At 48.2% G+C, this 21,939-nt stretch carries 19 protein-coding genes; 5 read left to right on the forward strand and 14 right to left on the reverse strand.

The window, feature by feature from the left end:
* The 5 genes from AC5V8P_RS09650 to AC5V8P_RS09670 all read right to left on the reverse strand — a co-directional run.
* A partial coding sequence (locus AC5V8P_RS09650) for a glycosyltransferase family 2 protein (protein ID WP_495473614.1) occupies nucleotides 1-1,216 on the reverse strand: 1,216 nt, incomplete at its 3' end.
* 72 nt (nucleotides 1,217-1,288) lie between these two features.
* Nucleotides 1,289-2,020: a sugar phosphate nucleotidyltransferase gene (locus tag AC5V8P_RS09655; protein WP_064797400.1), complete on the reverse strand. Its 732-nt coding sequence runs from the start codon at nucleotides 2,018-2,020 to the stop codon at nucleotides 1,289-1,291.
* Nucleotides 2,017-2,817, reverse strand: a complete 801-nt coding sequence (locus AC5V8P_RS09660; RefSeq protein ID WP_063209440.1) for a glycosyltransferase family 2 protein — start codon at nucleotides 2,815-2,817, stop codon at nucleotides 2,017-2,019. The genes AC5V8P_RS09655 and AC5V8P_RS09660 overlap by 4 nt, the downstream gene beginning before the upstream one ends.
* Nucleotides 2,814-3,755, reverse strand: a complete 942-nt coding sequence (locus AC5V8P_RS09665) for a glycosyltransferase family 2 protein (protein ID WP_064797399.1) — start codon at nucleotides 3,753-3,755, stop codon at nucleotides 2,814-2,816. The genes AC5V8P_RS09660 and AC5V8P_RS09665 overlap by 4 nt, the downstream gene beginning before the upstream one ends.
* On the reverse strand, nucleotides 3,752-4,690 hold the full coding sequence (locus AC5V8P_RS09670; protein WP_064797398.1) for a glycosyltransferase family 2 protein: 939 nt from the start codon (nucleotides 4,688-4,690) through the stop codon (nucleotides 3,752-3,754). The genes AC5V8P_RS09665 and AC5V8P_RS09670 overlap by 4 nt, the downstream gene beginning before the upstream one ends.
* A 556-nt stretch (nucleotides 4,691-5,246) precedes the next feature.
* Here AC5V8P_RS09670 and AC5V8P_RS09675 point away from each other — a divergent pair.
* Nucleotides 5,247-7,025 carry a M4 family metallopeptidase gene (locus tag AC5V8P_RS09675; protein ID WP_063209446.1) on the forward strand — a complete coding sequence of 593 codons (1,779 nt, stop codon included), beginning with the start codon at nucleotides 5,247-5,249 and terminating at the stop codon, nucleotides 7,023-7,025.
* A 230-nt stretch (nucleotides 7,026-7,255) separates the two neighbouring features.
* On the opposite strand, the gene AC5V8P_RS09680 is transcribed toward AC5V8P_RS09675, so the two are convergent.
* The 4 genes from AC5V8P_RS09680 to AC5V8P_RS09695 form a co-directional block, all read right to left on the reverse strand.
* Nucleotides 7,256-9,046: a helix-turn-helix transcriptional regulator gene (locus tag AC5V8P_RS09680; RefSeq protein ID WP_064797397.1), complete on the reverse strand. Its 1,791-nt coding sequence runs from the start codon at nucleotides 9,044-9,046 to the stop codon at nucleotides 7,256-7,258.
* Nucleotides 9,047-9,050: 4 nt separating this feature from the next.
* A complete protein-coding gene (locus tag AC5V8P_RS09685) occupies nucleotides 9,051-9,641 on the reverse strand; it encodes a sensor domain-containing protein (RefSeq protein ID WP_064797396.1) in 591 nt (196 codons plus the stop codon).
* Between the two features lie 347 nt (nucleotides 9,642-9,988).
* A complete protein-coding gene (locus AC5V8P_RS09690; protein ID WP_064797395.1) occupies nucleotides 9,989-10,696 on the reverse strand; it encodes a WIAG-tail domain in 708 nt (235 codons plus the stop codon).
* A gap of 113 nt (nucleotides 10,697-10,809) precedes the next feature.
* The gene (locus AC5V8P_RS09695; protein ID WP_064797394.1) at nucleotides 10,810-11,973 is read right to left on the reverse strand and encodes a glycosyltransferase family 4 protein; all 1,164 of its coding nucleotides are present in this window, start codon (nucleotides 11,971-11,973) and stop codon (nucleotides 10,810-10,812) included.
* A 206-nt stretch (nucleotides 11,974-12,179) separates the two neighbouring features.
* Between AC5V8P_RS09695 and AC5V8P_RS09700 the strand changes: the two genes are divergently transcribed.
* Nucleotides 12,180-13,307, forward strand: coding sequence for a YheC/YheD family endospore coat-associated protein (locus AC5V8P_RS09700; RefSeq protein ID WP_064797393.1), 1,128 nt, complete (start codon nucleotides 12,180-12,182; stop codon nucleotides 13,305-13,307).
* 88 nt (nucleotides 13,308-13,395) lie between these two features.
* The gene (asd, locus tag AC5V8P_RS09705; protein ID WP_063209459.1) at nucleotides 13,396-14,193 is read left to right on the forward strand and encodes an archaetidylserine decarboxylase; all 798 of its coding nucleotides are present in this window, start codon (nucleotides 13,396-13,398) and stop codon (nucleotides 14,191-14,193) included.
* 93 nt (nucleotides 14,194-14,286) lie between these two features.
* On the opposite strand, the gene AC5V8P_RS09710 is transcribed toward asd, so the two are convergent.
* On the reverse strand, nucleotides 14,287-15,072 hold the full coding sequence (locus AC5V8P_RS09710; RefSeq protein WP_064797392.1) for a helix-turn-helix domain-containing protein: 786 nt from the start codon (nucleotides 15,070-15,072) through the stop codon (nucleotides 14,287-14,289).
* A gap of 180 nt (nucleotides 15,073-15,252) precedes the next feature.
* Here AC5V8P_RS09710 and AC5V8P_RS09715 point away from each other — a divergent pair, with 180 nt between their 5' ends.
* Nucleotides 15,253-16,551, forward strand: coding sequence for an aminotransferase class I/II-fold pyridoxal phosphate-dependent enzyme (locus tag AC5V8P_RS09715; RefSeq protein ID WP_063209461.1), 1,299 nt, complete (start codon nucleotides 15,253-15,255; stop codon nucleotides 16,549-16,551).
* 103 nt (nucleotides 16,552-16,654) lie between these two features.
* Here AC5V8P_RS09715 and AC5V8P_RS09720 read toward each other — a convergent pair whose 3' ends face one another.
* The gene (locus AC5V8P_RS09720; protein ID WP_064797391.1) at nucleotides 16,655-17,932 is read right to left on the reverse strand and encodes a sensor histidine kinase; all 1,278 of its coding nucleotides are present in this window, start codon (nucleotides 17,930-17,932) and stop codon (nucleotides 16,655-16,657) included.
* A 206-nt stretch (nucleotides 17,933-18,138) separates the two neighbouring features.
* On the opposite strand from AC5V8P_RS09720, the gene AC5V8P_RS09725 reads away from it, so the two are divergent.
* On the forward strand, nucleotides 18,139-18,255 hold the full coding sequence (locus tag AC5V8P_RS09725; protein ID WP_023990126.1) for a hypothetical protein: 117 nt from the start codon (nucleotides 18,139-18,141) through the stop codon (nucleotides 18,253-18,255).
* A gap of 122 nt (nucleotides 18,256-18,377) precedes the next feature.
* On the opposite strand, the gene AC5V8P_RS09730 is transcribed toward AC5V8P_RS09725, so the two are convergent.
* The 3 genes from AC5V8P_RS09730 to AC5V8P_RS09740 are packed head-to-tail and all read right to left on the reverse strand — an operon-like array spanning nucleotide 18,378 to nucleotide 21,760.
* On the reverse strand, nucleotides 18,378-19,601 hold the full coding sequence (locus tag AC5V8P_RS09730; protein WP_064797390.1) for an ABC transporter permease: 1,224 nt from the start codon (nucleotides 19,599-19,601) through the stop codon (nucleotides 18,378-18,380).
* Nucleotides 19,602-19,603: 2 nt separating this feature from the next.
* Complete coding sequence (locus AC5V8P_RS09735) at nucleotides 19,604-20,350, reverse strand: ABC transporter ATP-binding protein (RefSeq protein ID WP_013372855.1); 747 nt, start codon at nucleotides 20,348-20,350, stop codon at nucleotides 19,604-19,606.
* An 18-nt stretch (nucleotides 20,351-20,368) separates the two neighbouring features.
* A complete protein-coding gene (locus AC5V8P_RS09740) occupies nucleotides 20,369-21,760 on the reverse strand; it encodes a DEAD/DEAH box helicase (protein ID WP_064797389.1) in 1,392 nt (463 codons plus the stop codon).
* Nucleotides 21,761-21,939 lie beyond the last annotated feature (179 nt).

Raw genomic sequence — 21,939 nt, forward strand, 5'->3', positions numbered from 1 at the left:
TCCCCAGCTCCGGAGCCGCCAGGACAAGCAAGGGTTCCTCGGGCGTTACAGCTACAGTGGGTACGTCAGTGCTACCGGAGACGGTCGCGTTCAGCTCCCCTATCAAGGGCAGCGCCAACAAATCAAGCTGAGACACTCTAACGGGACGCACGTGCTCACCTTCCGCATCACTGGCGCCATGCAGCCGCCGCCTACTTCCCGGCTCGATCCGAAATACTGCACCGGATGGTCCCTGAACAAGCGCTCCGACGGGATAAAAGCTTGCTGCTGATAAGTGTGCTTCCTTACTTGATAACCCCTGGACGTCCGAGTCTGCTGTTTCGGATTGCGGGTCGTAGAACAGCTTCTCAGCGTTCCCCCATTTTTGTACAAAAAAGGATCGGTTCCGGCTTCTTTCCTCCACTGAACCGCTTCTTTCAGTCGTTTGAGGAAACCCATCAACCGTATCCCGATCACTTTCTGCAAAATGGATAAAAGCATCTCTGGCAATTGCCATACGTATTCCCAATAAGCGTACACGCAGCAGCCAATCTGCATGGGCTTCCTCACTACTGTGGCAGCCTTCGTCCCAGTACCCCGTCTTTACCAAAGTTTCTCTACGCAGTAGCAGACAAAATGCGGCCAGGTTTTTAGTCTCCCGCCATGCTTCCGGGTTGGGGGTATCATTGGCCATAGCAAATGGATTTACTTCATGTCCGTTCATATCAGGAACCTCAACTTGCTGTTCTCCGAAGGGACCATTCGTTACAGGTCCGACAACTCCAATATTCGGATCGCTGTTTAGACAGCTCATCAACCGATCCAACCAGCCAGAAGTCACGATGGAATGTGGATCCAGTACGACAATAGTTGTACCTTTTGCCATCATCAATCCCTGATTCAGACTGCCGATCCTCTGAACATCCTTTGTTAACAGCGCATAGCGCACAGCTATGCTTTTACGGAGCAAATAAGTGGGTGTCCCATCTGTCGAGCCGCAGTCCACCACAATAATTTCGTGAGGATGGGTCGTATTCTCCTCAAGATGGTGAATGCAAGCACGGAGTTGTTGAAGCTGATTGCAGGACGGAATGATAATACTGACGCCTTCAAATACCTTGCCGAACGAAGCTTGCCCCAACTTCCTGCCTTGCTCCTGGCCCCTGTTATAACCTGACCAATAGCCCTTCTTTCCGGGCCGTTTGCTGTGTTTCCTTTGTATACTCAGGCGTTTCATGCCGTTCACTCCTCCGGGTGGCATTATGCCTATACTATATGCCTGGCCCGGCTGAATGGTGTTTCATTGAAATTAAGGTAGAAGTCCCTTCATTTTCACTCCAGCTTCCTGAAGGGAATCGAAAGTTCCTGCATCGCTCCAGTAGCGCCGTAAAATATCATATTCCAGCTTGCCTTCAGCAGCATAACAGTTGTTAACATCGGTGATTTCAAGTTCACCACGTGCTGAAGGTGTTATTTCACGAATCTTATCGAATACGGCAGTATCATACATATAGATCCCCGTAACGCAATATTTGGACTGGGGATGCTGCGGCTTTTCTTCAATTCGCATAATGCTCTCCGGGCGCTCGGGGTCAAACACGGGTACCCCGTAACGACGGGCATCTGCCACCTTTTTCAGTAAGACTCTGGCGCTCCCTGGTGGCTGTTGTTTGAAGCGTTCGATGACAGGTCCCAAATCTTCCTTGAACAAATTATCACCCAGCAAAACAGTGAACTTCTCTTCTGTCTGCATATAGCTTCTTGCCAATTCGAGTGCTTCGGCGATGCCGCCTGCTTTTTCTTGGATCCGATAGGTCAATTGGATACCATAATTACTGCCGCTGCCTAAAAAATCAGTGTACAGTCCAGCCGATTGTTTACCAATAATAATGAGTAAATCTGTAATCCCCGCTTGCCGCAACCTTTCGATACCGTATACGATCATAGGGTACTTGCCGACCGGAAGCAGATGCTTGTTGAGTAACGTAGTCAACGGATGAAGGCGCGATCCGGTTCCTCCTGCGAGAATAACCCCTTTCATATCTTCCTTCCTCCTTCGACAGCATATTCAGTGCATGGAATCGCAGCGTTTCCCGTTTCGATAAACACTCTGGGATCGATGCTCCATTTTTCTATAAACAATCGATAATTTCGCTCGATCAGCTCTTCGAGCCAGGAAGTTTCCGAGCGCGAGAAACTCGCATTTCCCTGATGATAGACAAAACAGTCATTGCACATGAGCAGCTTGTAGCCATGCACGCGTGCACGCAGACAATAGTCGTCATCCTCATAATGTCCGGGGCTGAACCGTTCATCCAGCAATCCAATCCGTTCCATCAACTCACGACGAAATAACAGGCAAAATCCGACCAACCGTTTGACCTCTTGCCATCTGGAGGGATTACTCGCATTATTCTGCTCCGCATATCTGAGACAGCTGGCCATATCTCCTTCTATTCCTTGAATCTGCTGAATACCGCTGACGTAATTCGTCACTGGTCCCACCAATCCCACGGAGCTCTCACTGTGCAAAGCAGCCAACATATTCGATAGCCACCCACGTGTAACCGTCACATCATTGTTTAAAATGACCAATTGATCACCCGAAGCCAGCCGGATTCCCTTATTACAAGCTGCTGGAAAGCCCCTGTTTTCAGGAAGACGTATGCTGATTAGCCGCTCGGATGAACAAAAATCATCCGTTCCGTCATTCGAAGCGTTGTCCACAACAATAATTTCATACGGTGCATCTGTTGTATGTGCTCGAATCGCCTCGATACACGTCTTTAATAAAGCCAGGCCATTATAAGTCGGAATAATGATGCTCGTCAGACTCATCGTGCATTCCTCCCTTTGGCAACGTCTACCCGTGTTGGTACAGGCCCGAACGGGGAATCCCCGGCTACCTGAAACACTGCCGCCAGCGCCTCTGCATGATCGCCGATGATTAACTGTTCCATAGCGTTCCCTTTCCCAACATTGAAGGTCCGCTTGCGATTGGTTTTAATCACATCGACAGCATGTACTGCTGCCACGATCATACCATGCAGAATCGCCATCGCATGGGCCTTTGGCGGTACCGCAAGCACGGCCGGCCCCAGTTGATCCAGCACACGCCGGGATAATGCATGGGGTACAGCGGTCAATGAGCTTGCTCCAAGATCCGACCTGCGCAGTACGCGATTCAGAAACCCTTTGCACCGTGTTACGCTGTCCTGCTGGGTATAAGGCGGCAAATGTCTACCCAGATCATTAAGCGCTACATCTGTTCCCTGATCCACCGCTTGAAGAAAAGGCAGCAAATCGGACGCCGGGATCGGCAAATCTCCGTCCACGAATAGCACGATATCAGCCTGCGTCAGACGTGCGCCTATTGCACGGCCAACATCATGCCCCAGGCGATCCGGTACGTTGACGAGAGTCACCCCGGGATGGCGTTTGGCTACGGCAGAGCGCGTACCATCCGTACAGCCGTTTAATACGACAATAATATCCGCAAGCGGAAGTTTCTCCAGCTCGCTCAGTACCCGATCAATCGTAGCCTCTTCATTACAGACGCTGACCACGGCTGCTGCTGTCCCTTGCAATACAATATCGCTCGGGCTCGGGGCTTCACGTTCCTCCGGCGAATTGATTTCGGGCATTCCTTTCGCCCGAGGCGTGGGCTTTCTCACCCTGCGGCTATGCATCGAAGCCGTCGATTCTCGTTTTCGCTGTACACGTCTTAGCCCCCAGCCAGGATCTTCATGTTTTCTTCTACGATGTGCTCTAGTCACGTTTTCACCTCGTCTCTGATCCGTTTGCGTTCCAAATCCGTGTATCCCGCACGTGCTCCCAGACGTGATGTAAGCCAGGCAATGGCATCCAGGTGATCCTGGACAATTATACTTGCCAGCGGGTCCTTGCCGTTCTGTTTTTTACGTGGCGCGTTCATTCTACCGACAGCTATTCCATATACAGTCACCACTCGTAACCCAGAAACGATGGACATCACCTGAAATAGCGGAGGTTTTTCCAAGGACTTTAGACCTATCTTTTTTAAAGCCTTTTGACTTATGGCATGTGGAATCCCCGTCATCGATGCTCCCCCTAAATCAGCACGATTCGACAAGATATTCAATACATGCTTTGCCTCAACTACAGGATGTATAGGCGTGCGGTTCACAGGTCCATGGTAATCATTCAGCACCACATCCGCTCCTGCACATACGGCCTGTATAAATGGCTGAAGTCTGGCACAGGGAATGACGATATCACCATCCAGAAAAAGCAGGATCTGTCCGGATGCCGCCTCCGCTCCAATACGACGACCCACATCATGTCCAAGCGGTTCTGGGAAGGAAAATACACGAGCTCCCGCCGCCGCTGCCACCTTCGCCGTTCTATCGTGTGATCCGTTCTCAACGACGATAACCTCTGTATGTGGATGGACGTGGCGTGCTTCGCGAATCACAGCTCCGATGGTCTTTTGCTCATTCATGGCCGGAATAATGACAGATACGAGAATCTTTCCCGCTGATGATGGTTCAGATGGCCGCGCTACGCCGCTTTGCGCCCCTTTCTCCGTTTCGGGTCCATCGCTCTTGTCGGGGGCTATCAGCTTCTTATCCATGTTCGGCATTCGGTACGGTAGCCACATCTTAGAGTGATAATAAGCCCTAGAATGCCGCCTCCGATTGATCTTGAATCCAGCTCTTCCACGCTTCCTCATGTTCCCGTCTCACCTCCCTTGCTGCTGTATAGATGAACAGCATGATTAGGACAGTTCAACATAACCTATGCGGTCCAAAAGCCGTGTGTAACGGCAAGCGTGGAGACTTTTCGACACAGCAATTTTCGACTTTATTTTACAAAAATTGTTATTCCTATTAAATAAATGAGATTTAAAAGGTCTAAAGAATCATTTTGGATAAATATGTTACATGGATCTTCTCGTCCGTCATTCTCTGTGATAATATCAGAGCCAGATGATGGGAGTTCGAAAAACCAACTTTTGTTTTTTTTGCATAAGGCAACTTTTTTCCATTATCGGCTATGATTCCACTATCTTTGCATACGACAGGAAGGGAGGAGTTTGTTACCTTTTTTAGGCTACATGCTTCACATGCGGTACCCTCTTTTCACGCACGCTTCATGAAAACACTTCGGTATTCTCTTCATGTTCCATTCTTCTATTCCAGACGACAACACGACCTACATAAATGGCGCAATGCCTTATTCAAAACAGGATGATTCATCCTGACATTAATCGGGGAGAGTGAATTTTAATGAAAAAAGTATGGGTTTCGCTTCTTGGAGGAGCTATGTTGTTGGGGTCTGTAGCGTCTGGTGCATCAGCGGAGAGTTCCGTTTCGGGGCCAGCTCAACTTACACCAACCTTTCATGCCGAGCAATGGAAAGCCCCTTCCTCAGTATCAGGGGACGACATTGTATGGAGCTATTTGAATCGGCAAAAGAAAACGTTGCTAGGTGAGGACAAATCCAGTGTACGCGAACAATTCCGAATTGTTGATCGCACAAGCGACAAGTCCGGTGTGAGCCATTATCGGCTGAAGCAGTATGTAAACGGGATTCCCGTATATGGAGCTGAACAGACTATTCATGTAGGCAAATCTGGCGAGGTCACCTCTTACTTAGGAGCCGTGGTGACTGAGGATCAGCAGGCTGAAGCTACACAAGGTGCAACTCCAAAAATCAGCGCTTCTGAAGCGGTTTACACCGCATATAAAGAAGCAGCTGCACGAATTGAAGCCCTCCCTACCTCCGACGATACCCTCTCTAAAAACGCTGAGGAGCAAACCAATGTAAGCAAAGACACTTACTCCGAGGCACCTAACAACGTAAATAAGATATCCATTGATAAGGACGAGCAGAGTCTTGATAAGGCATCTGCCCTGAAAGATAGCAAAATTGAAGCGGTGGAGGCAGAAAAAAGTTCCATTGCCAAAATCGCTAATCTGCAGCCTGAAGTAGATCCTAAAGCAGAACTCTACTACTACCCTAAGGGGGATGACCTGCAGCTCGTTTATGTAACTGAAGTCAATGTTTTAGAACCTGCCCCACTGCGTACCCGCTACATTATCGATGCCAACGACGGCAGCATCGTATTCCAGTATGACATCATTAAAGAAGCGACAGGCACAGGTAAAGGTGTGCTTGGTGATACCAAGTCATTCACTACTACTGCTTCCGGCAGTAGCTATCAGTTAAAAGATACAACACGCGGTAACGGTATCGTGACCTACACGGCCTCCAACCGTCAAAACATCCCAGGTACCCTTTTGACAGATGCTGATAATGTATGGAATGATCCAGCTGGTGTAGATGCCCATGCGTATGCTGCCAAAACCTATGATTACTATAAATCCAAATTCGGACGCAACAGCATTGACGGACGTGGTCTGCAGCTCCGTTCGACAGTCCATTACGGCAGCCGCTACAACAACGCCTTCTGGAACGGCGAACAAATGACATATGGAGACGGAGACGGTAGCACATTTATCGCCTTCAGTGGGGATCCTGATGTAGTAGGCCATGAACTTACACATGGTGTTACAGAGTATACTTCCAATTTGGAATATTACGGAGAGTCTGGGGCACTGAATGAAGCTTTCTCGGACGTTATCGGCAATGACATTCAGCGCAAAAACTGGCTTGTAGGCGATGATATTTATACGCCAAACATTGCAGGCGATGCCCTTCGTTCCATGTCCGATCCTACCCTGTACGATCAACCAGATCACTATTCAAACCTGTACAAAGGCAGCTCCGATAACGGCGGTGTTCATACAAACAGCGGTATTATCAATAAAGCTTACTACTTGTTAGCACAAGGCGGTAATTTCCATGGCGTAACTGTAAATGGAATTGGCCGCGATGCAGCGGTGCAAATTTACTACAGTGCCTTTACGAACTACCTGACTTCTTCCTCTGACTTCTCCAACGCACGTGCTGCTGTGATCCAGGCTGCAAAAGATCTGTACGGGGCAAACTCAGCAGAAGCAACTGCAGCTGCCAAATCTTTTGACGCTGTAGGCGTAAACTAAATCATATACACTTTCCTCTTCACGATTCTCGTCCATTGAACCTTTGCCGTTGTGCAACTGTTACTTGGCCCTGCCCATACGATGGACGAAAATAGGGGTGCAGTGTACAAGTCTGCACCCCTTCCCCCCTTATGTATGGCGCCCCTCAAAGGGGCGCCCTTTTCTTGTTCTTTTATCTCTCAATAAAAGAAAATTGTACATTTAAACATACTATGGACTTAAAGCAGTTCTTACAAAAATAATCCGGCATCTCTTGCTTTTTGCACGGCTTCTTCTCGATTATTGACTCCCAGCTTGTCATAGAGAGTGGAAGCGTAATTTCTTACGGTGCCGTTGGATAGGTAAAGTTTCTCAGAAATTGTTTTATAACGGTTTCCTTGAGATAAAAGATTCAAAACCTCTAGTTCGCGTTTCGTTAAGCCATACTCTTCTCCATCTGACCCCGGTCCGACTGACTCTTCTTCATCATTTCCGTCCCACATTTTATGGAACAAATCTTGGTTTATTACCGTGCCTCCCCGATAGACGAGGCGAATCGTTTCAGCCAGTTCACGCGATTCTATGGATTTCAGCAAATAGCCGTCAGCGCCGCTTCGCATGATTTCCTTCGCCCTCTCTGTATCCTGAAACGTTGACAGGATGAGGACGCGAATGTCAGGCCATGTTTCCTTGATTATTTGGGTCGCACGAATCCCATCCTGATTGGGCATCTCCAAATCCATTAATATCAAATCTGGATTTAGGCTTCTGCACAATTCTACAGCTTGTTCCCCATCTTCAGCCACCCCCACTACCTGCAAGTCCTCTTGTCCGTCCAAGATGGTATGGAGACTATCCCGGATAAACGAATGATCATCGACGATACACAAGCGGATTCTTTCATCGGACAATTGTACAAGTCTAGGTAACACACATGAGATGAACGTCCCTTCGCCCTTTTCGGAGTATACAGTGACTCTCCCTTGTAACTGTGTCGCACGTTCTTTCATTGCAGTTAATCCGAAGCCATCCTTCCACTCGTCCACTCCGCGACCATTATCCTGTACATCCAATCTTGTTTGTTGTGGCTCAAAATGCAGTGACACAATGATTTCGGTGGATTGTCCGTGGCGCACAGCATTAGTCAGCGATTCCTGCAAGCACCGATAAAGCGTCATTTTCGCTTGTTTGGAGACTATGTACTCTTCCCCTATTACTCGAGTGCGTACATTTACTTTTGCATGTTTCTGGAACTCTTCTGCTAATTGTTGCAAAGTAACAGTCAAGGGAAGCGATTCTTGTGGTGAATCTATTTGATGCAAATAGGCTCTCACTTCCTCCATACTGTTACGGGCTAATTGCAATAATGAGTCAATTTTCTGCTCTCCATCTTTTGTTGCTAATTCCGTACGCAATATTTCCAACCCCATAATGATCGAGGTATAGGAATGCCCCATCGTATCATGCAAATCTTTGGAAAGTCTGTCGCGCTCCTCTAACAAAGTAATCTGCTCAATCTGAGATAGGTACTGTTCCAGCACAAGCTTCTGATTGCGTATAATTTCATTTTGGCGGTAATTAGAAACGAGTAAGTGGAAGGAAAATCCTATCGCAAAAGCCAGACCGATTTGTGGGATAATCGCCCATAGATCTGTTCCTGGGGAAAATATTGCAACGAGCAATGGAAACAAAACAACTGTGATAGAACCCGACCAACGGAATGATTTATGAGCACTATTTGCCGCGATCATGAAAGTTGGCATTAAAAATGCAAGATATGCCGCCGGAAATAATAAGGTTAAGTAGAAGCACACTCCGCCAAACAAAACCATCTCAGTAAGCAGATAGTAGCGATAACTGAACATTAAACAAATCCAAGGTATTGAAAATGCGGCAATTTCCCAAAGAATGATGATCCAAAGGGGCACCGTTAAATGGTCTTGGTGTTGGATAGTAGTTAGCATCAATGAAAACCAGATGACAAAACGTATACAAAGCAATAACCAGTCATACCAGAGCCATTGTTTCCAGGTTGTAAACAAATTATCACCTCTTAATAGCTTTAAACATGGAATGCGTGTACATTCCGACTATTTGAACTAAGCTGTTTCCAATGCGAGTATTGATCCAGACGAGAATACACCCAGCGAGCATGACACATATAGCCTTTTCCCATGAATCTACAGCGAATCCCCATAAGTATATATCAAGATGTTGAAAAAGTATCGGTGTAACGATAATTACGAGCGGGGCTATGTACAATATAACGGCACATATAAGGCTGATCACCCCAATAAAAAATTTCTGCATAAGCCAAAAAACGGCCCTCCAATTGCTACTATTAAGAATGGCTTCTCTCGCTTTCATCCATTTATCCCTTCCACTGTTTGTCCTGGTCAGGATTGGCTCTATCGATATATCCGTATAAACCTTCGTCTGAATGCGTTCATATTGGACAAACGTGTGAGTTGTTCGCAACACACACGCCAACAAGGGAATGCCCACGAAGATAACCGTCATCCCCAACGCAAATGTAATGCTGACCAAATAGAAGCAAAAATAAAACAGTCCCGATCCGAAGGTAAACAACAAAAAGTAGAAATCTTGCAACCTTTTGCGAGCTGATTCTTTCGTCATGTGATTCTCTCCTACTCTTTATTTTATTTGCTAACACGTTATGAATTGCCCTTCGAATCTAACTTGTTATCTGTCACATACGGTAGTGTCAAAGTGTCATATTTGTAGGTCATGACTATAAAAACAAGCCGTACTAAGCTCTTTTTTTTGTCATGCATTAGAAGATTGATCCTTTACTTCCGCTCGATTTAACCTTTGGCTATTATGCTCTGCCGATTAGACATAAGTAAAAAAACGCTGTTCTTTCCTTATAGTTATAGGAAAGAACAACGTTTTTTCATCCCTGCTTCAGGGTCTGAGGTATTCTAACATCATTACCATAAATAAAAGCTGTGTATATTTATTATCTATGATGTCCCCATCGCGATCCAGAGAATCCATCCTTCACATATCTGACCCGATTGTCTGCGCTCCACTGTGAGCACTGCCGAATTCCTCTGGCGATGTGTAACAGACACCGTCATACCCGGTACACTCGCATTAGCGGTGATGGCATATTGTGTGTCTATAAAGGGCTTCTCAAATTCAACGTTTACTTCACCTGTAACCGCCTGTGCAGGCAGATAAAAAGAAATGCTGCCACATTGGGGTGAAGTCGCTTTGTGAAAAGCTATATCTGGCCCAGGCAATTGCATTCGCTGCTTTGGACGCTGTCTTCCTTCCGCGATATGAATACTGGTTATGGAACAATCCAGTAATGAATCTTGCTCGTTCTGATCTTCCGCCTTCATAGACGTCATGTCGTTATCCGTTCCGTATTCGGTATCTGACTCAGGCACAGACAACAGCAGCACAGAGGCTCGATTCATCTGCATCGCTTCCTCCAGCGTTTTGGGAAGCTTATGCTTTCTCCATGCTGCTTCCTCTATAGCTTGAATCGGTGGATCCTTCTCTACAGGGACAGCTGTAATTGTCGTTCCACGCTGAGTGGGTCTGTGACTGCCAGCAGGCGATGTCGCCTTCTCCTTGTTTACACGGGGAGAGGGAACTGTATTGGAAAGGTTACGCCGTGCTATTTTTTTATCCTTAGGGCTAGGATTCGTGCGATGGTTCATGATGACCGCTCCTTTGACACAAGAGTGAACAGCGGGCGCTCCGCTTCATTCACCCAGGTGGGAATCATGGCCTAATGCCTATGAGGTAGCCTATGCACGTAACCACGACCATGTCACTCAGTTGCGCAGTCTGTTATGATTTGAGCCCAGCGTTGTGCAGAGTGCTGCCATAAAAATTGTCTCCGCACCTCGTCCAGCCCGGCTTCTCCCATCTGTTGCCGTAGCCCGGGCTGTTGGAGCAACCTGATGATAGCGTCAGCCATTTCTTGCTCACCGCGTGACGGATAAACAAGCCAGCCTGTCTTGCCGTGCTGTATAACCTCCGGAATACCACCGATTCGTGATGCTACCACAGGCACTCCTGCTGCCATGGCTTCGAGATTGACCAGCCCGAAGGCTTCAGCTTCAATTGAAGGAACAGCCGTCACATCGGCTAACTGATATAACGAGGCCAATGCTGGATGCGGCACATAGCCTAGAAAGCGCACATGCCTCTCCAGCCTTAGTTTACGTATCTGCCGATGCAATGCCGCCGTGTACGACGTGAGACGGTCGTGACTGTAATAGGCACTACCGGCTATGAGCAGCAACACGTCCGGACAGGTATGGACGACACGCCGCAGGGCCTTCAGCAGCCGATGAACTCCCTTCCCTGGCACCAATCGGCCTGTATATAACACGATTCGACGGCCTGACCAGCCGAAATCGTCCAATCGCGCCGACCTGAGCGCTTCTGCTGCAGGGGTCCACCGTGGCAGGAAATCGCCGGGATGAATCCCCAGCTTGTTGATGACGATGCGTTCCCTGACCGTATCGGGACTGTCAGCGGCCACGGTTGCCCCCAAATACGCACTGTTCACAATAATGCGATTCATCGGGAGCAGTATCCTACCCATGTCCTTTCGTTTGAGGTGAGGCTCCCGGATGAACGTGGTGGAATGCAAAGTCAGCACAACTTTGTGATCGGGCAATGCCTCGCGAATGGCATACGCAAATGCGGGGCGGTTGTGTACATCGATTACCGCAGGTAACCATCTCTTCAAATCAGCAATTACCTCGCGAATATAACCCGCTCCCCGCGTATAGCGCATACAAGGAATTCCGTCAACATCGCCGTGATCCGGTGTTTCTGCCCCTTTTATGCCATAGATCTGCGCCTGAAGCTTATGGCTAGCTAGCGGTACCATGTGAGCAATTACCCGCTCCACTGAACTGCTGCGGGGCGAAGGTATAACAAAAGAGCCCGGTGTAATGACTGCTACCTTCAGTCTCTGCATCACCTCACCTACTTTCCTCACCTTATTCCTTCACCCTTCAACACCCATCTTGTATCATATCGTTTCCTGCTTTGAAAGGTGCTTGACTTACTACTTTGGGCATATCGCAAGGCTAGCGTCCATGCCTGGCCGACCTTTGATACATATGATGGACTAGAACCATAGTATGGTCAGTTGGAATGACGATAAGGAGGGCGGACATACTCATGTTGCATGTCGGCGTCATGCTCAACCCGGCAACTTATCGGGGCATTCCCGTCATGAAGACGCGATATGAATCCATCGCCAATTACGAAGAGGCCGGATTAAGTCACGAGTTAATCCCCTGCTTTCTTCGTCTGGAAGATATTCATATATCGACCGGAACATGCCGGGCTTTTGTTAAAAACGGCAACGAGTATCGGCAGATGACTCTTCCGTTGCCGCCAGTCATCCACAATCGGACTCTCTATCGGCAAAATGAAAATGCCCGCGACATCAACAAGCTGGTACACAAGGGATTTTACATTTTTAATGAACAAAATCGTTTTCGCAAAGACCATATACATGCAATTCTACAGGAAGACCCCCTGCTGCACCCCCACCTCCCCAAAACATTACAGGGCAACCTGTCCTCCATCCGTACCTTGATGGGGCAGACGGGGGATGTTGTAATTAAACCTAGCAGCGGCAGCGTGGGTAGAGGAATTATGCGGCTGAATCATTCCAGCGGAAGCTGGACATTGCAATGCGCTCATCCAACGATACCTGAACGTTGGTCCACCCTGCGGTTAAAAGTCGGAGAACTCCCTTTATTTCTGCATAAGCGACTGATGCATGTGCCTCATATCGTACAACAAACCATTCCGCTTGCTCTGTGCGACAATCGTCCATTCGATATCCGTGTGACGGTTCAGCGCGGATATGGCGGAATTTGGGGAGTGACAGGCATGTTTGCCAAAATTGCACCATCCCACACTTTTGTCTCCAATGTAGCCCAGGGCGGTACGGCACGTTCCCTACCCGAGGTGTTATCACGAACAGAGACAGTTCAAAACTCGAACATAGCCCGGCTCATGAATGAGCTAGAAAGACTCTCCTTGCAAATCGTCCATCGATTGGCACAACACCTGCCCCATCTCGCCGATGTCGGACTGGATCTGGGCATTACGCATGAAGGCAAGATTGTTTTTATCGAATGCAATGGTCGTGATCAGCGCTATGGCTTCAGCCAGGCAGGGATGATTAATGTCTGGAAAGAAACGTACGCACAGCCGATGGCTTACGCTCGCTGGCTTCTCGAACGACTATCTTCGTCAGGCACCGAACGTTCACCAGGCCGTCCCCTGTATTGATTTACGTCACATTCTGTGTCAATATAGTTCAGAGCGGCCGGACAGGTTCCGGCCAAGACGGCTCGGATATGAACAAGGGGGATCTGTAATGGCAAAACAGTGGCTGCGGCTTATGACGGAGCTATCATCGCGCAAGTGGGTGTGCCGGATTGTGGGCTCCTTCGCGCAAAGCGGTGCAAGCCGACTTTTTATCCCCACCTTTATACGTACGTACCAGATCCAGACGCATGAGGCGGAACAGGATTGGAAAGAATATCGCTCCCTGAACGCCTATTTTACACGCAAATTAAAAGCGGGCATGCGCCCGATTGATACGAACGCCGAGGTGATGACCAGTCCGGTGGATGCACGGATTACTTTTACCGGCCCAATTACGTCCGGCACTCTTTTGAATGTCAAGGGACAAGACTATACGCTGGAAGAGCTTCTTAACCGCTCTCCGCGTCTTGAGAAATACACACACGGCTATGCTTTTGTACTGTATCTGAGCCCGACAGATTACCATCGCATTCATGCACCGGTATCCGGTACACTGGTTGAGAAGGAGCATCTGCGCGGCAAAGTATATCCAGTGAATGACTTCGGCTTGCAGCATATGAGGGGAGTTCTTAGCCGCAATGAACGACAGATTACGTACATTGCCCACGAATATGGTGAAGTCGCGGTCGTCAAGGTTGGCGCAATGAATGTGAGCAGCATCAAATATACAGATGAAAAAGCGATCTCATGGACAAAAGGCGACGATCTCGCCTATTTCGAATTTGGCTCAACCGTCGTTTTGCTAACTGAAAACGGCACGTTTGAGCCCGACCCCGCATTGAAGCTGGGGGATGTGGTGAAAATGGGACAACGTCTTGGCAGCTTTCGGCACGATTCCAAAGCCTAAATGACAGATTGTAACAAAAGAATGAAAAAGGACCCAGCGTAACTGCTCGGGTCCTTTTTCATTATCTTTTGTATTCGTCATGCGTTAATAGCCTTATCGAATTTCAGACGGACTTTTTCCTGTATACTGCTTGAATTGGCGGCTGAAGAAAAAGATGTCACGGTACCCCAGAGCCTCTGCCACCTCGGTTACATTCATTCCGGCATGCAGCAATAGATGCTGCGCGCGCTCAATCCGCATGCTGATAATATGAGATTGCACGGAAACACCCAGCAGCTCCTTGAATTTTATCGAAAAATAACGCGGTGACAGCCCTGCACGTGCTGCCAAATCCTCGACTCGATGAGGAAGTCCCGGATGCTGGCGCACGTAGTTGGCCGTTTCCCGAATGACTTCGGTCAGCTGGTTACTAGCCTGTTGCTCCTGCGGTTCCTTACGGTCTGCACGCAGCAGATGAATCATCAGTTGCTTCAGGATCAACCTGCCTTCCTCGTCAGCTCCATAGGCACGTTCCAGACGTAGACGGACATATCTGGCAAGCATGTGCTCCACCTCGAACGTTTCCTCCAGCATACGGTAGCTGGCTGGAATTTGCTTGGGTTGCTCGGTGAGCTCAAAATGAATATAAGTAAGTATGAGCGGCTTTTGCGGATTATGTGTGGCACGGGTATCGTCTCCTGGCTTGAACAGAAAGCAGCTGCCCTTGCTCACTGGATAGGCTTCCCCATTTAATACAACCGTTCCTTCTCCGCTCCATACATAAAATAAATCATAGTTTGGCATCGGCTTCTCGCGTACCTGCCATTTCCAGCCCGGCTCGCACACGATTTTGGCAAAGGCCGGCAGCAGGATAAACGATGACGCAGATGTATCGAGCAAAATCTGCACCTCCTTTTGTTCATCTCTGGTTGTCCTGTTATCCCGTTATTTTATAATATAAGCGCAGCGCCACGATTAAGCAAAAAATCTGCTTTTCCGGCCCCTGATGCTTGTGCGTGACGCTTACCGTGTGTAATGCTATAATATGTAATCAAAATGACTTGGAAGGATGAAACGGGAATGAATCCACTGGCAGCGCAGTTAAATCAAAACATTCAGACAGGCAACGAGCATGTATATCAAATGCTTTCTCTTTTAGGTAAAGAGATTTACTTTCCAAAGGAAGGGATTTTGAGTCAATCAGCCGAAGCAGGGAAACTTGCCAAAAAATATAATGCTACGATCGGGATTGCTACTGAAGGCAATGGCCCTATGCATTTGGAGGTTATTCAGGAAAAGCTGTCCGCTTATAGCCCCAAGGATTTATATCCTTACGCTCCTCCTGCGGGCAAGCCTGAACTTCGTAGCGTATGGCGTGAAAAAATGCTAAAGGAAAATCCTTCGCTGGCTGGAAAAGGCTACGGCCTCCCTGTAGTTACGAACGCGCTGACCCACGGTTTGAGCATCGTTGCCGACCTGTTTACGGATGAAGGAGATGCTGTCATTTATCCGGATAAAAACTGGGAGAACTATGAACTGACTTTCGGTATTCGCCGTCATGGACGCTTGGTGAATTTCCCGTTATTCACAGAGGATCACCGTTTTAATAGTGACGGATTACGCGATGCGCTATTGGCGCAGAAAGAATACGGCAAAGCGATCGTTGTACTGAACTTCCCGAACAACCCGACAGGCTACACACCGGGCATTGAAGAGGGTAAAGAAATTGTTGCTGCCATTCAGGAAGCGGCGGAAGCAGGCATCAATGTCGTAGTTGTCACAGATGACGCTTATTTTGGCCTCTTCTTTGAGGACTCCCTGCATGAATCACTATTCGGTCAGCTAGCCGGACTTCACCCGAGAATTTTACCAGTCAAAATTGACGGAGCTACTAAAGAAGAATTCGTTTGGGGCTTCCGTGTCGGATTTATTACCTTTGCTTCGGAGCATCAGGATGTACTGAGCGCACTGGAACAAAAAACACTAGGGATTATCCGGGCAACGATTTCGAGTGGCCCTCACCCGTCTCAAACCTTTGTACTGGATGCTCTTAAATCACCCGATTTTGAACAACAGAAAAATGAAAAGTTCCAAATTATGAAGGGGCGGGCTAATAAAGTCAAAGCGTTGCTTGATAGCGGAAAATACGGGGATGTATGGAGCTACTATCCTTTTAATTCAGGTTATTTTATGTGTCTCAAGCTAAACGGCTTATCCGCTGAACGACTGCGCACACATTTGCTGGAGCAATATGGAGTAGGGACAATTGCACTGGGTGAATACGATCTCCGTGTCGCGTTCTCCTGTATCGAAGAAGAGTATCTGGAAGACCTGTACGACATTGTGTATCGTGGCGCACAAGATTTGTTGAACGCCTAAGCTGTATCAGGTTAAATATATAGCATAATTAGCGGTATGCCGGATACTAGGGCATACCGCTTTTTGATCGGCTTGAACCATAGTCACCATACATCCAGACAGTTTATCCTTCCGCGGCGAGCAGAGATTCCTCTGCCAGTGGCAGCAGAATGACGACCTTCGTTCCGACTCCAGGCTCACTTTCATAGCGTATGCTCCCGTTCATAGCTTCAATGATTCGAAAGGAAACGACGGTCCCCAGTCCTGTCCCTACCTCTTTGGTCGAAAAAAACAAAGTCCCTACTCGTTCGAGATGCTCCTGGCTCATGCCTTTTCCAGTATCCCTGATACTCAAACATGCCTGCTCTTCCTGAATCGCCAGCTTTATGTATACCCTGCCTCCATCTTCCGCAGCTTCAATCGCATTTTTTGTCACATGTATTAACGCCTGTAACAGTTGGTTACGATCTGTATGTATATAAATTTCATTCCTTAGCTCTGTATACAGCCTTACGCCTTGCTTGGTCGCCATTGGCTTCAAAAGCAACACGATCTGTTCAATCATGCCCGAAAGGTCCATCCGCTCTGTGTTCCCAATCTGCGGTCTGGACAAATTCAAATAATCGCTAATAATTCTTTCAGCCCGATCCACCTCTGCCAGTGCCAAAGCAACATATCTGCGATTTTTCCCTTCCAATCCGGACTGAACCATTTGCAGAAAACCTTTTACCACCGTTAAAGGATTCCGTACTTCATGAGCCATAGAGGCTGCCAGTTCACCCAACGTATTCAGATGCTCGGCATATTTAATTTTTCTTCTCATTTCTTCCCGCTCCAAACTAAATTCCATCCAGAAAGAAGAGGCTCCAATACTTAAGAATTGAATCACACCGAACCAGAGTATTGAGCGAACCAGCTCAATCTCATCCTCATCCAGTCTGCCATTGATCCAAGAATGTATTAAAAGAAAAATCAGCATGACCCCAGTGATCCAGATACTCATTACCATATTCATGCCCACTCGAAGCAACATGCTTTTGAGCTGCATAAATTTTTTTCTTACCAAGAGAGGCCCCAAATAACACAACATCATGCTCGGAAGCCCCACCACCATAGACTCAGGGCCTACATACATACGAGCCATTACCATTAGTGTCACATTCATTAGCCCTGCCGTAGGTCCAAAATATAAAACTGAAAGAATCAAAGGAACATACCGAAGATCCCAATATAGTCCGTACCAAATGTACGAAAATATAAGGCAAAGCACTGAAGAAACACCCAGCACCCCTCCCATAAGCAACGGGGTATGCTTCTTATGCCGATGATCCGACAAAGCACTGTATACGAGTAACGGTACAAACACAAGAAATATGTTTACGAGCAGCTTATCTACCAGCATCTCGTCCTTCCCACTTTCCAAGTGATAATGATTACATACTTCTTCTATTCTCGGTAATACGTACCTTTTCCTCTCTCATCTCCTGAATCTGATGAAAAATATAGGGCGATTCGGCAACACACCTGAGCATTGGCCCACGCAATCCAAAAACCCACTTCATAAGATACGATGTATCCTTTATCACAATGACCGAGAGGAGAATGAGCATGGGAGCAGAAGAAACAAGAGGCGGTTATGGTGGTTACGGCGCATTCACAAGCACAGGAACCATTTTGGTACTGTTCATTTTGCTAGTTATCATCAGCAAAACAATCTTCATCTAAGCAAACGATATCTGCACCCACGACTACCATAGCAGCAAATGCACAAAAAAAGGCTAATTCGCAGACAGCTCAGCTTTTGCTGCTTTGCGAATTAGCCTTTTCTTTATTCACCCAGATCTGGATCACACTTCTTCCTCATCTTGTCCGTCCAAACGCCATTTTTTGGCTTGAGCACCTCGAATCAGGAACACAACCAGAACTCCCCCCACCAATGTGAGCAATGTAGTCAGCAGATCTTCCGTTCCTTTGGCTAGAAAAGGAAGCCATAGCACTACAGCAGCCGGCAGCGTCAACCGAACAACAAAGTCAAGAAAAGACGCACGGCGACTATGCGCAGGAATCGGATATAACTGAAGCCACAACGAATCCTTGTGGTACTGTCTTAATGAAGTAATCTGAACACCTATGAGGAATATAAAAAATAAATAAACGGCAATACCAATCCAGCTAGCATGGGTGATGTATATAATTAACAGCCCCAGAATACCTAACCGAATGACAATACCTGCTGGCTCTGTACGGAGGAATGTCTTAAACAGCAGGTAACGATACGCTCCCCTTCTGTTCCAAGGTATGTTCCCCCCCAGCCAGGACAGCCAGTGGCGCGGCGTCACTCTCTGCGTAAGGGCAGGTACATCGACAAACCAGCCCAACGTACGCATCACGCGAGCAGCCTGCATCCCCTCTGTGCGGATCAGTTTTTCCCAAGCCACTAGCAGTTTGACCGGCAAACGCAGCACAAGCACATATACCACGCCGACCAATAGGATAAATGGCAAGCTGTGTAGCGGAGGCTGCCATAGCCAAGCGGCTACCATCAGCACAGCCAGCACCCACCGCAGCAGACGATAGCCTACACTGCCGCCAACCGATACCATGCGAAGCTCTTGCCAGCCACCGTAGCTGAATAGCAGCTTCAGCAGCACGAACAGCAGCAGGGTCAGTAGCAGCGGCTTAGGCGTAGCATCACTGCGGATATACAGCGGCCACAAGATAATCGTCAGCAGCAGCAGACCGAATATTTTATACACCACGCCCCGAATCCGGCTGGCCTTAAAATACTGGTGCATCGCGTGCTCCTGCGGACGAAGAAAGACAATATCGGCTGCATTCAAATACGTTCGAAAGCTCGCATGAGCAATTGGAATAGCTACAATAAGCATAATCCAGCGGATGGGCAAATCCGGCGGAATATGCATCAGTAAGGACGTGTACCATGCGGCAAAAGCAATCAGCGCAAAGCCGAAGACCACCGCCAGACCGCTCTGAATGACATAGCCCAGATAAGGCAGCACCTGTCCCCAGAACGCTACACGTCTTTCTTTATGCAAATTTTGCAAATCCATGCTCATTCCCTGCCTTGTACCAGCTCATAAAATGCATCTTCCAGCGGCATGCCCGGCTTACCCGCTTGTGCTGTCACTTCGTCCAGCGTACCTTGTGCGATGATGGCACCCTGATGAAGCACAATAAAGCGATCGCAATAATTTTCAATCGTAGACAAAATATGAGAACTGAGCAAAATAGATGAGCCCGAACGCTTCATCTCCAACATAAAGTCAAGCAAGGAACGAATGCCGAGCGGGTCCAAACCCAAAAATGGCTCATCGATGACATACAGCGGCGGTCCCGCTAAAAATGCGCACATAATCATCACTTTTTGGCGCATCCCTTTGGAGAGATGCATCGACATACTTCCACTTTTATCCCGCATGCGGAACAAGTCCAGCATTTGATCACTGCGCGTGCGGAAATCTGCCTCGCTGACCCCGTACGCTCTGGCCGTAAACTCCATATGCTCCATCACTGTCATTTCAGGATACAGCTCTGGAGCTTCGGGTACAAAAGCAATAGCTCCCTGATACGCCTCTGGATTCTCATCCTGCTTATGCCCCTGCACGCGAATTTCTCCGGCCTGCGGTGTCATTAGACCCAAAATATGCTTCATGGTCGTGCTTTTCCCGGCCCCGTTCAGACCGATCAGTCCCACCATTTCACCCGGCTTCACATCAAGCGAAATCTGATGCAGCACCGGACGCTTGGCGCTGTATCCGCCGGTCAGTCCGTTAATTTGCAACACAGGCTGTTGTTCCATGGCTCCCCCTCTTCTCCCTTAATTGTTCGGTTTTGATCCTTTTTCCTTCAGCCATCTTGGCGCACCCTTGTTTTTGCGATCACGCTCACGCTGTGCCTTTCCTGCCTTGGATAAAGCTGCTCCTTTGCTCTTGCCTGGAGCTGAACCGTTCACAGAATTCCTGCCTGGACGGCCGCTATCATTCCGAACAGGTGTTTTGCGTTTTTCCGTCAATGCTCCATCGGACATGGATCTGCTTTCAGATGGCCTTACAGGGGCGCGCTTGGCATCCGCCGGACGCGGCACCACAACTCGACCTCCATAAAGCGCACGCTCTGCAATGTCAATCCCCAGTTCACGAGAAAACTTACGCATGATGAATGTTTCGCGGTCGGTCACCACCGACACCACTAATCCTTTGCGCCCCATACGCCCTGTCCGCCCTGCGCGGTGAACATAGGCTTGACTATCCGTAGCCGGGTCAAAATGAATGACCATTTCAAGTCCTTCAATATCCAGACCACGGGCTGCCACATCGGAAGCGACCAGCACTTTGAGCTTGTCCTCGCGGAATCGGGCCAACACGTTGCTGCGCGTGACTTTATCCGCATCTCCGTACAAGGATGCCGTAGTTAGACCCATATGCTTGAGCTTGGCTTCAATCTCTCCGATGGCATTGGTCGTATTCACAAATACCAGCGCTTTTCTCGGATTAAAATGACGTACCAAACGGCGCAGCATATCCACCTTATCCCGTTCTTCGGATACAAAGTAGTAGTGTTCCAATCCACTGGCCGTCTTCTGGTCAGGATCAATCCCAATTTCTACGTAATCAGGCATCTCCCGCTTTGCCAGCGCTTGGATTTCATCGTTCAGCGTTGCGGACAGGAAAACCAATTGACGATCACGCTGGGCGGAGCCCAGTATGTTGGTCACATCGCCTGCTCCGCCGAGCTGGAACATCTGATCCACCTCATCGATGACAATCGTTGTAATATTGTGCATCTTCAGCTTTTTCGAAGCGATGAGTTCCCGTACACGTCCTGGTGTGCCCACCACAAGCTGCGGATGATCCTTTAGCTTTTCAATTTGCCGTTTGATGGCCGCCCCACCGATCAGACCCAATACACGGATTCCACGATGCTCTCCGTAGCGCTGACCCTCACGTACAATTTGCATGGCCAACTCCTGGCTTGGAGCCAGTATCAGCTTTTGCGTGGCCTTTTTCTGTGGGTCAATCGCTTGCAGTAGGGGTAGCAAATAAGCCAGCGTTTTGCCTGTGCCGGTTTGTGAGCGCGCTAATACATGCTTTCCCTTCATTATTTCTGGTATTGCCTCTGCCTGAACTGGCGAAGGCTGTGTAATTTCATGCTCGGTCAGTTTGTCCAGCAGATCTTGTTCAACACCGAGCGCTTCAAAATTCAATGTCATGAAAAGGTCCAACCCCTATACGTAAATTCGTTACTCTCCATTATATGCGAAAACAGCCCTGTTACCAAATCACAAAAATAAAAGATGTCCCTCACCACACCTTGAACTGTGACCCGTAAGATGGACACTTTGAAAAAAGTGACCCACTTACGGGTCATTTGTGTTTTAATCAAACAATA

The organism is Paenibacillus sp. N119s, from assembly GCF_059447605.1.